Consider the following 9,540-nt stretch of genomic DNA (forward strand, 5'->3'; position numbering starts at 1 on the left):
CGGCGTGGCGCGCAAGATCACCGGTAGAACCCACGGCGATCCGCGCACCGCCGACACGAGGGCCAAGGTCAAGGACGACTATCGGCCCTCGCGTGACGAAATCCTGCGCTACATCGCCGAAAATCCCGATCGCGCCGGAAAACGCGACATCGCGAAGGCGTTCGCGCTGCGCGGCGACGACCGCATCTGGCTGAAGGATCTGCTGCGCGACCTGCAGGACGAAGGTTTCCTGACCAAGGAGCGCAAAAAGTTGGCCCGCGTCGGTGCCCTGCCCCACGTCACGGTCCTGGATATTTTTGATCGTGATGCAGATGGCGTGCTGTTGGCGCGTCCTACCGAACACACAGCCAATGGACCGCCACCCATCGTTTCCATCCGCCTGTCGCGCAGTGGCGGGGGACCGGCCCCCGGCATTGGCGATCGCGTGCTGGCCAAGACCTTTCCCGCCGACGAGACGAATGTCGCCCTGGGAGGTCCGGCATACACCGGACGCGTGGTGAAGATCTTCGAAAAGCGCACTAACGCCGTGCTCGGTGTCTTTCGCATCCTGCAGGACGGCACATTCCGCATCGAGCCGGTCGAACGGCGCCAGCCCGAACTGATCGTCGACAAGGAATTCCAAAACGGCGCCAAAAGCGGCGACCTGGTCGAGGTCGAGCCTGCGCGGGCCTCCCGCTATGGGCTGCCGAGAGCCAAGGTGCTCAACGTGCTGGGCTCGCTGACCAGCGAAAAGGCGGTCTCGATGATCGCCATCCACGCACATGACATTCCGCATATTTTTCCGGCCGACGTCATCGCCGAATCCGAAGCCGTCAAGCCGGCGACCCTCGCTCACCGCGAGGACTGGCGCGACCTGCCGCTGGTCACCATAGATCCGGCCGACGCCAAGGATCATGACGACGCCGTCTTCGCCACACCGGATCTCGACGAGAAGAACCCCGGCGGCGTGGTCGCCACCGTGGCGATCGCCGATGTCGCGGCTTATGTGCGCTATGGAACGGCGCTCGACCGCGAGGCGCTGAAACGCGGCAATTCGGTCTATTTCCCGGATCGCGTGGTGCCGATGCTGCCCGAGCGCATCTCCAACGATCTCTGCTCGCTGCGCGAGGGCCAGGACCGTCCGGCGCTGGCGGTGCGCATGGTGTTTTCGGCGCAAGGCCGCAAACTCAGGCACTCCTTCCACCGCGTCATGATGAAGTCGGCAGCAAAGCTCGCCTACAGCCAGGCTCAGGCGGCGATCGACGGCGCGCCGGACGAGAAGACCGGTCCGATCCTCGATACGGTGCTGAAGCCGCTGTGGGAAGCCTATGCGATCCTCAAGCGCGGCCGCGAGGGCCGCCAGCCGCTTGAGCTCGACCTGCCGGAGCGCAAGATCGTGCTCAAGCCGGACGGCACCGTCGATCGCGTCATCGTGCCGGATCGGCTCGATGCCCACAAGCTCATTGAAGAATTCATGATCCAGGCCAATGTCGCGGCAGCCGAGACGCTGGAGGCGAAGAAGCAGGAACTGGTCTACCGCGTGCATGACGCGCCATCGCTCGCCAAACAGGAATCGCTGCGTGAGTTCCTGCAAACGCTGGGCCTGTCGCTGGCCCGCGGCGCGCAGATGCAGCCAAGCCAGTTCAACGGCATCCTGGAGCGCGTGCGCGGCGCCGACAATGAGGGCCTTGTCAACGAAGTGGTGCTGCGCTCGCAGAGCCAGGCCGAATACTCGCCCAAGAACATCGGCCATTTCGGTCTGAACCTCAGGCGCTACGCTCACTTCACCTCGCCGATCCGGCGTTACGCCGATCTGATCGTGCATCGCGGACTTATTGCCGCACTCGGCCTTGGTCCGGGCGGGTTGACGCAGGACGAAGCGGCTCGTCTCGAAGACGTCGCGGTACTGATCTCAGGCACGGAACGCCGCGCAATGGCGGCAGAGCGGGATACGGTCGACCGTCTTGTCGCCGCTTATCTCGCCGAGCGCATCGACGACCGTTTCGACGCCCGCATCTCTGGCGTCACCAAATCAGGACTATTTGTCCAATTGCCGCAGTACGGCGCGGATGGTTTCATCCCTGTGTCAACATTGAACGGCGATTACTACATATACGACGAGACAGCCCGTTCCCTGTTCGGAGAACGCTCGGGCAAAGGCTACCAGCTCGCGGACCGCGTCGAGGTCCGGCTCGTCGAGGTGGCGCCGATGGCCGGCGCGATACGCTTCGAGATGTTGACCGATCCGAAGCCTTTGCCGGGCTCCAAGCGGTCGTTTCACAAGGCCAAAGGCCGCGCCCGCGCGTCGCAATCGCGACCGGGTTCGCGCGGCAGGAGACGTTGATGACGACAGCCACGGAAGAACAGGTTTTCGGCGGAGAACATCACTCGGGCCGGGCTGCCCGCCCGCTATGGACGGCGATGAAGCGCGGCCTGCTCGGTCGCTGCCCGCACTGCGGCGATGGCAAGCTGTTTGGCGCGTTCACCAAGACCGTCGATGCGTGCAGTGTCTGCGGCGAGGAACTGCATCACCACCGCGCCGACGACCTGCCTGCCTATCTCGTCATCGTCATTGTCGGCCACATCGTGCTCGGCGCCTTCATGGGCGTGGAGGCAACGTCCACCCTGTCCACGTGGCAGCACATCGCCATCTGGGTGCCGCTGACCATACTTTTGTCGGTCGCGCTGCTGCAGCCGGTCAAGGGTGCCGTCATCGGACTGCAATGGGCCTTCTATATGCATGGCTTCGGCGACGAAAACGATGTGATCGAGCCGCATCCCGGAGCCTGAATCGCAACCAAGAATGCGGCCTGGCGCAACATCCCGACCGTGAAAGGCCACTTTCGCTTGCCAGAAGTTTCCGTTAGTTCCTGCGCATGGACGGTATGACCAAGGCGGAAGTCGACAAGATCGGACGGAGCATGATCGCCCAAAGCGACCAGCCAATTCGCCCCCGTGATGCCGCGACGCTGATCCTGCTCGACCGCAAGCGCGATGACGTGCTGGTCCTGATGGGTCGCCGCCATGCCGGCCACGCCTTCATGCCAGGCAAGTTCGTCTTTCCCGGCGGCCGCACCGATCCGGCCGACAGCCGCATCCCTGTCGCTGCCGCATTGCATCCGGAGCAGGAAGCCAGGCTGATCGCCGGGCCCGGCCGCACAAGCACCGCACGAGCTCGCGCCATCGCCTTGTCGGCCATCCGCGAGACTTATGAAGAAGCCGGATTGCTGATCGGCCGCAAAGGCGCTTTCACCACCGCCCGGCCCGACTGGCAAGGCTTTGCCGAACACGGCGTGCAGCCCTCCCTGGACATGCTGCGTTTCATCGCACGCGCTATCACGCCGCCCAACCGGGTGCGCCGCTTCGACACCCGTTTCTTTAGCGCCTGGCGCGACGATGTCGCGGTCGAACTGCCGGGTGGCGGTCCGACCAACGAACTCGAAGAGCTGGTCTGGCTGCCGCTTGCCAAGGCCCGGGAAGCCGACATACCCGACATCACCCGAATGATCCTGGACGAGCTGCAAAGGCGCCTCGCCCATGATCCGCTGCTGCGTCCGGCCGGCCCCGTACCCTTCTACCGGCTTGTCCGCAACCGCTTCACCCGCGAACTTCTCTAGAGCAATTCCAGGAAAAGTGTGACGCGGTTTTCCGTCCGGAATTGCGTAAGATCAAAAAGACAGAGTAATCAGCACCCATGACGGTCGATACCCAACAACAGGGCGACGAACGCGTACACTGGCTGCCGATGGTGGCGGCGATCTCGTCGATCAGCGTCGTCGGTATTGCCATCGGGCTCGGCATGCCGCTGCTCAGCGTCATCCTCGAAACACGCGGCCATTCAGCCTCGATGATCGGCCTCAACACGGCCGTCGCCGGCCTCGCCTCGATCGCCGGTGCACCGCTGGCCACACCGCTTGCGATGCGCTTCGGCGTCGCGTGGACCATGATTGCCATGATCGCCGCCGGCGCGCTGGCCTTTGTCGGCTTTCATTTCGCACCCGACTTCTGGATGTGGTTTCCACTGCGCATCGTGCTGCACATCGCGCTGACGGTACTGTTCATCCTGTCTGAATTCTGGATCAGCACCTCGGCGCCGCCGCACCGGCGCGGCCTTGTCCTCGGCATTTACGCCACGGTTCTGTCGCTCGGCTTTGCCGCCGGACCGTGGCTGTTCGCCCATCTTGGCAGTTCCGGCTTCAGGCCGTTCGGCGTCATCATCTGTCTGGTGACGCTGGCGGCAATACCGGTGCTTGCAGCGCGCAACGAGAGCCCGACCATCGTCTCCGACGGCGAGACCAGCAATTTCCTGCGCTACATCTGGCTGGTGCCGTCGGCGACCGCAGCCGTGCTGGTGTTCGGTGCGGTCGAAACCGGCGGCTTTGCACTGTTCCCGATCTACGGCAGCCGCATCGGCTATTCCGAGGCCGACGCGGCCCTTCTCCTGACCATGATCGGCCTTGGCAACGTGCTGCTGCAGATCCCCATCGGCATGATCAGCGACCGCGTCAGCGACCGCCGCTATTTGCTGATTGCCTGCGCCATGGTTGGCCTCGCCGGCACGGCCTTCATGCCCTTCTTCGCCCAGAACTGGCATCTGATGGCCGCACTACTGTTCGTCTGGGGCGGCGTCGTCGCTGCCATGTACACGATCGGCCTTGCCCATCTCGGCTCGCAGCTTTCGGGCCATGAACTGGCGTCGGCCAACGCCGCCTTCGTGCTGTGCTACGGCGTCGGCATGGTTCTCGGTCCGCAGGCGATTGGCATCGGCATGGATGCATTCGGTCCAACCGGCTTCGGCTGGTCGCTCGGCCTGTTCTTCGCCGCCTACATTGCCTTGGTCGCCTTCAGGCTGGTCCGCAAGATCCTGCTGTAGCGCGATTGCTGCCAGCCCGCATTGGCATGGCACGGTGAGAGGCTGCTGACAGAACCGTGTCAGGAGCACAGGGCTAAAAGGGTGTCCCAAAACACTTGAGGACACTTCCATGATCGACAGCGGCTTTGAAACCACATCGCTACGAATGACACTGCTTCTGCTTGTGACCTTCCAGGCTCCGGCCGCCGATGTCGACCGCATCATGGACGCGGTGGTCGCGATCGCGCCGCTGGTCATGGGCAAATATGACCGCAATGCCTATCAGTCGGCGTATGGCATCGAGCGCTACAGGCCGCTCGACGGTGCGGCCGCCGGGGCCGAAACCGAATTGCGGCGGCGCCCGGGCACTGTCGAGGTTTCCTTCGAATTGCCCGACGACCAGGCATTGGCCGCCCGCGTCGCCGAGGCGATTTTCCAGGCCCATTCCTACCAGGAACCGGTGATCCGCATTCAGCCGATCCTGGCCAGCCGTTCCAAGGGGCTGGATGACCGCGCCAATCCGAATCGCTGGTGGAACACGACCGGAGACTGGAAGAAGGTCGCGGCAGCGGCGACAGGAACCGCTGATTTCCAGTCACCGGCAGGCTCGGGCGGGTCGCACAAGGCATACCGGGCTTGACTTTCCAGGCGCGTTCTTTATGTGTCGCGCCAAGTTTCCCGCGTCCGGGTGTTTCCCCGTGCTCCAGCGGCCAAAACCCCACGAACAAACGGACTGATATCATGGCCAAAGCCGCAAACATCAAGATCAAGCTTCTGTCGACCGCCGACACCGGTTTCTTCTACGTGACCAGCAAGAACAGCCGCACCAAGACGGACAAGCTGTCGTTCCGCAAGTACGATCCGGTCGCCAAGAAGCACGTCGAATTCAAGGAAACCAAGATCAAGTAATCTGGGCTTCCCTCTGCAATGTCGAAACGCCGCCCAATGGGCGGCGTTTTCGTTTGTAACGTGCGGAGGCCGCGCACCTCGCGCACTTCACGCCCTCACGCCTTCACCAAGTCTGTGAAGTGTATCATTTTAACACAATCGCCAATTGGTAGACTCCCACGACGGATAGGCAGTTAGTTCAGCGTCAGGCTAAAGGGGGGATGCCTCGAAATGGGAGAGAACTATGTCCATTCAGAAAGGCGACTATCGAACCAACAGAGCCGACTATGCGATTGCCGCGATGCACAGGGGAGTGACCGCCGAAGATAGCGTTCGGGACGATATTCTGGCGGCAAGAAAGAAGTCCCTATGGCTAAAAGAACGGCGATCAGCCAAGTCGGCTGAGAACCCCTTGGACAGCTCGCCGCTGCCCAAAAGAAGCCCTCGCGGATAGAGCCACGGCAGCCTCACGCGATCGCACCATAATCATGCACCGCCGACTCGCTCATATTTGCAGATGCAGCCGGCGGTATTTGCCTCTCGCATGGCGGTCCTGACGCGTGGCGAAATGGCTCCCGTTCTTTTAGAAGGCGGCAGGACTAAAGTCTTGTTGTCTACACGCAAAGGTCTGAGGGGTCTCGTTAGGTTCCGCAAATGTCTGTTGGACGTTCCGTTACTTTAGTCGATGGAGATGTAGTCATCCCTTGTATTTCCCACCCGAGATCGGTGCCTGCTGCGGCCGTTCGTAATGCATAGGCCTGGCGTTCGGATTGTTCAGCGCGCTGTACAGATCGATCGCTGTGCAACGGTGTCGATCGCGTCCCAAATCCCCTCACCAGCTGAGTTCTATCAGCCGATGCGATCACCGCTTTTGGGATCGAACAGATGCAGCGACGCCGGATCGGCTGCCAACCGTACCACGTGGCCGGGCTTTACCCCGGCTCGGCCCATGGCAAAGACGCAAAGCTGCTGGCTGGCCAGCTTGACGTAGAACTGCGTCGAAAGCCCGAGCGGCTCCACCACCACCACCTCGCCCTTCAATGCGCCGTCGTCTGCCAGCCGGATATGCTCGGGCCGCAGACCGACTGTGATGGCGTCGCCGCCCTTCAGCGGCAGGCCTTCTGGCAACAGCAGCGCCTGGCCATCGGCCAGCACGGCCTCCGAGGCACCGCCCTTGCGAACCGTCGCCGGTAGGAAATTCATGCCGGGTGAACCGATGAAACCGGCGACGAACATGTTGGCCGGCCGGTCGTAGAGATCGAGCGGCGCGCCGACCTGCTGGATCAGCCCGTCATGCATGACGACGATGCGGTCCGCCATGGTCATCGCCTCGATCTGATCGTGGGTGACGTAGACGGAGGTGGTTTTAAGTTGCTGGTGCAGCGCCTTGATCTCGGCGCGCATATGGACGCGCAGCTTGGCGTCGAGGTTCGACAGCGGCTCGTCGAACAGGAAGACCTTGGGATCGCGCACGATGGCACGGCCCATGGCGACGCGCTGGCGCTGGCCGCCGGACAATTGCCGCGGCAGGCGTTGCAGGAGCGTGTCGAGCCCGAGCCGCTTGGCCGCGCCGTCCACCCTCGCGTCGATCGTCGTCTTCTCCGCTTTCTTCAAGAGCAGGCTGAAGCCCATGTTCTTCGACACGTCCATATGCGGATAGAGCGCATAGGACTGGAACACCATGGCGATGTCGCGGTCCTTGGGTGCCACGTCATTGACCAGTCGCTCGCCGATGCGGATCTCGCCGCCGGAAGCCTCCTCCAGCCCGGCGATCATGCGCAAAAGCGTGGACTTGCCGCAGCCTGACGGCCCGACCAGGACGACGAATTCGCCATCGGCGATTTCAAGGTCGACCGCGTGCAGGACGCGGACGGCGCCATAATCCTTGCGGACCTTTTCGAGCGTGACAGAAGCCATCGGTCTATCCTTTGACGGCGCCGGCGGTCAGGCCGGTGACGAGATAGCGTTGCAGGAAGGCGAAGAAGATGCAGACCGGGATCAGTGCCAGGATGGATGCTGCCATCATCTGTCCCCAGTCGACGGCGAACTTGCCGATGAAGGTAAGCAGGCCGACCGCGAAGGTCTTCTGGTCATCGCTGGAAATCAGCATCAGCGCGAACAGAAGCTCGCTCCACGCGGCCGTGAAGACGAAGCCCAGCGTCGCGCCCATGCCGGGCAGCGTCAGCGGCACGATTACCTTGCGCATCGCTTGCGCCCGGGTGCAGCCGTCGATCATCGCCGCCTCTTCCAGGTCCTTCGGAATGCCGTCGAAGAAGGACTGCATCAGGAAGGTGGCAAAGGCCGTGTTGAAGGCGGTGTAGATGATGATCAGCCCGGTCAGGCTGTTGATCAGGCCGATCTGACCCATCACGCGGTAGATCGGCGGAATGACCATCACCAGCGGAAAAGTCTGGGTCAAAAGCAACATCAGTGCAAGTGCTGCCTTGCCGCGAAAGGTGAAGCGCGACATGGCATAGCCGGCGAGCGAAGCAATGATTGTCACCAGCGCCGCCGTCGACACCGAGACGATGACGCTGTTGAGGAAATATCGCGGAAAATCGGTGGCCTCGAGCACGGTGACGAAATTCTGCATCGTCATTTGCGACGGCCAGAAGGTGATGCCTTCGGAATACAGAAGCCGCTCCGGCGTGACCGAGATCTTCAGCGTCCAATAGATCGGAAACAGGGCAAAGAGCACGTATGCCGCGATCGCCGCGTAGAGGCCGATGCCGCCGAAGAAGCGCTGCGAGGTTGAACGCCCTGCGATCATCAGACGTGCCTCACCAGCGTGCGACGAATGCCGATCAGCGCAATCGCGTAGGCAATGAGCAGGACCAGCAGCAGCACGGCCACCGCCGAGGCATAGCCCTTGTCCAGCGACTTGAAGGCGCTGACGTAGATGTAGACCGGAACCGTGTTGGTCGAGCCGGCCGGTCCGCCCTCGGTCATGACGAAGATCAGGTCGGCGAAAGTGGCGATCCAGATGGTGCGCAACATCACGGTGATGGCGATGGTCGGCGCCAGGAACGGCAGCGTCACCTTGGTGAAGCGCTGCCAGGGCGAGGCGCCGTCGATCGCCGCCGCCTCATGCAGTTCCGATGGAATGGATTTCAAGGCCGCCAGCAGCGTGATGGCGAAGAACGGAATACCGAACCAGACATTGGCGACGATCGGCCCCCACATGGCAGTTGAAGGATCGGACAGCACATTTGTCGGCTCGGCCTTCAGTCCCAGCGCAAACAGCCAATGCGGCAACGGGCCGATGATCGGATTGAACAACCAGGCCCAGGTCAGGCCCGACAGGAAGGATGGCACCGCCCAGGGCAGGAACACCAGCGCCTGCACCAGTTTGCGGCCGCGAAACGGTTTGTCGAGCAGCAGCGCCAGGCCGAGGCCGAGGAAGAACTGGAAAAGCAGGCTGGCGACGGTCCACCACAGCGTGTTGACCAGCGCCTGTCCGAGCACCTGGTCCGACAGCATCGCCTGATACTGCCCAAGCCCGACATATTCGGACTTGAACGCCGAGAATTTGCGGAAGGAGTAGCTGATACCGATGACCAGCGGCACCAGAAGCACCACGACCAGAAGGATGATCGCCGGGCTGAGATACAGCCATGGCTCGATTGCGACGTGCGATAGCCGCTTGCGATGCGGCTTGCCGACGGATCGTATTTCGGACACGGCATAGGTCATTGGCTGAGGATCGGCTCCCTGGAGCGACGTCGGAGCAGCGTCCATATACCCCGTAATAAGGGGTGTAAGAAGCCCGCCCGCAGATTAGAGTGGGTTTTAAACAAAAGAAGCGGGCCCCGAAAAGGTTT

General features: G+C 62.4%; 10 protein-coding genes. 7 read left to right on the forward strand and 3 right to left on the reverse strand.

Going from position 1 to position 9,540, the window contains the following annotated elements; translation table 11 throughout:
• Positions 1-4: 4 nt before the first annotated feature.
• The 7 genes from rnr (at position 5) to NKI20_RS20460 (ending at position 6,173) form a co-directional block, all read left to right on the forward strand.
• The gene (gene rnr, locus NKI20_RS20430; RefSeq protein WP_352833567.1) at positions 5-2,323 is read left to right on the forward strand and encodes a ribonuclease R; all 2,319 of its coding nucleotides are present in this window, start codon (positions 5-7) and stop codon (positions 2,321-2,323) included.
• Positions 2,323-2,769 carry a DUF983 domain-containing protein gene (locus NKI20_RS20435; RefSeq protein WP_023757502.1) on the forward strand — a complete coding sequence of 149 codons (447 nt, stop codon included), beginning with the start codon at positions 2,323-2,325 and terminating at the stop codon, positions 2,767-2,769. The genes rnr and NKI20_RS20435 overlap by 1 nt, the downstream gene beginning before the upstream one ends.
• An 86-nt stretch (positions 2,770-2,855) precedes the next feature.
• On the forward strand, positions 2,856-3,596 hold the full coding sequence (locus tag NKI20_RS20440) for an NUDIX hydrolase (RefSeq protein WP_023757503.1): 741 nt from the start codon (positions 2,856-2,858) through the stop codon (positions 3,594-3,596).
• 77 nt (positions 3,597-3,673) lie between these two features.
• Positions 3,674-4,852, forward strand: a complete 1,179-nt coding sequence (locus NKI20_RS20445; RefSeq protein ID WP_023757504.1) for an MFS transporter — start codon at positions 3,674-3,676, stop codon at positions 4,850-4,852.
• Positions 4,853-4,961: 109 nt separating this feature from the next.
• Positions 4,962-5,471 (forward strand): YqfO family protein, encoded by a 510-nt coding sequence (locus NKI20_RS20450; protein WP_352833572.1) that lies wholly within the window; start codon positions 4,962-4,964, stop codon positions 5,469-5,471.
• 101 nt (positions 5,472-5,572) lie between these two features.
• Entirely contained in the window at positions 5,573-5,740 is a 168-nt protein-coding gene (gene rpmG, locus NKI20_RS20455) for a 50S ribosomal protein L33 (protein ID WP_006201775.1), read from the forward strand.
• 223 nt (positions 5,741-5,963) lie between these two features.
• A complete protein-coding gene (locus NKI20_RS20460) occupies positions 5,964-6,173 on the forward strand; it encodes a hypothetical protein (protein ID WP_084025140.1) in 210 nt (69 codons plus the stop codon).
• A gap of 395 nt (positions 6,174-6,568) precedes the next feature.
• Here NKI20_RS20460 and NKI20_RS20465 read toward each other — a convergent pair whose 3' ends face one another.
• From NKI20_RS20465 to NKI20_RS20475, 3 genes are read right to left on the reverse strand one after another with little or no spacing between them, the layout of a single operon-like run.
• Positions 6,569-7,636 (reverse strand): ABC transporter ATP-binding protein, encoded by a 1,068-nt coding sequence (locus tag NKI20_RS20465; RefSeq protein WP_352833575.1) that lies wholly within the window; start codon positions 7,634-7,636, stop codon positions 6,569-6,571.
• 4 nt (positions 7,637-7,640) lie between these two features.
• A complete protein-coding gene (locus NKI20_RS20470) occupies positions 7,641-8,489 on the reverse strand; it encodes a carbohydrate ABC transporter permease (RefSeq protein WP_352833578.1) in 849 nt (282 codons plus the stop codon).
• Positions 8,489-9,412, reverse strand: a complete 924-nt coding sequence (locus NKI20_RS20475) for a carbohydrate ABC transporter permease (RefSeq protein WP_352605322.1) — start codon at positions 9,410-9,412, stop codon at positions 8,489-8,491. The genes NKI20_RS20470 and NKI20_RS20475 overlap by 1 nt, the downstream gene beginning before the upstream one ends.
• Positions 9,413-9,540 lie beyond the last annotated feature (128 nt).

Origin of the sequence: Mesorhizobium sp. M0830, from assembly GCF_040319965.1 — a bacterium.
Classification (GTDB): Bacteria; Pseudomonadota; Alphaproteobacteria; order Rhizobiales; family Rhizobiaceae; genus Mesorhizobium.

Bases quoted from the DNA above. Each gene is read 5' to 3' on its own strand.
- NKI20_RS20435 (WP_023757502.1), top strand. From the start codon at position 2,323: ATGACGACAGCCACGGAAGAACAGGTTTTCGGCGGAGAACATCACTCG.
- NKI20_RS20440 (WP_023757503.1), top strand. From the start codon at position 2,856: ATGGACGGTATGACCAAGGCGGAAGTCGACAAGATCGGACGGAGCATG.
- NKI20_RS20445 (WP_023757504.1), top strand. From the start codon at position 3,674: ATGACGGTCGATACCCAACAACAGGGCGACGAACGCGTACACTGGCTG.
- NKI20_RS20450 (WP_352833572.1), top strand. From the start codon at position 4,962: ATGATCGACAGCGGCTTTGAAACCACATCGCTACGAATGACACTGCTT.
- rpmG (WP_006201775.1), top strand. From the start codon at position 5,573: ATGGCCAAAGCCGCAAACATCAAGATCAAGCTTCTGTCGACCGCCGAC.
- NKI20_RS20460 (WP_084025140.1), top strand. From the start codon at position 5,964: ATGTCCATTCAGAAAGGCGACTATCGAACCAACAGAGCCGACTATGCG.
- NKI20_RS20465 (WP_352833575.1), bottom strand. From the start codon at position 7,636: ATGGCTTCTGTCACGCTCGAAAAGGTCCGCAAGGATTATGGCGCCGTC.
- NKI20_RS20470 (WP_352833578.1), bottom strand. From the start codon at position 8,489: ATGATCGCAGGGCGTTCAACCTCGCAGCGCTTCTTCGGCGGCATCGGC.
- NKI20_RS20475 (WP_352605322.1), bottom strand. From the start codon at position 9,412: ATGACCTATGCCGTGTCCGAAATACGATCCGTCGGCAAGCCGCATCGC.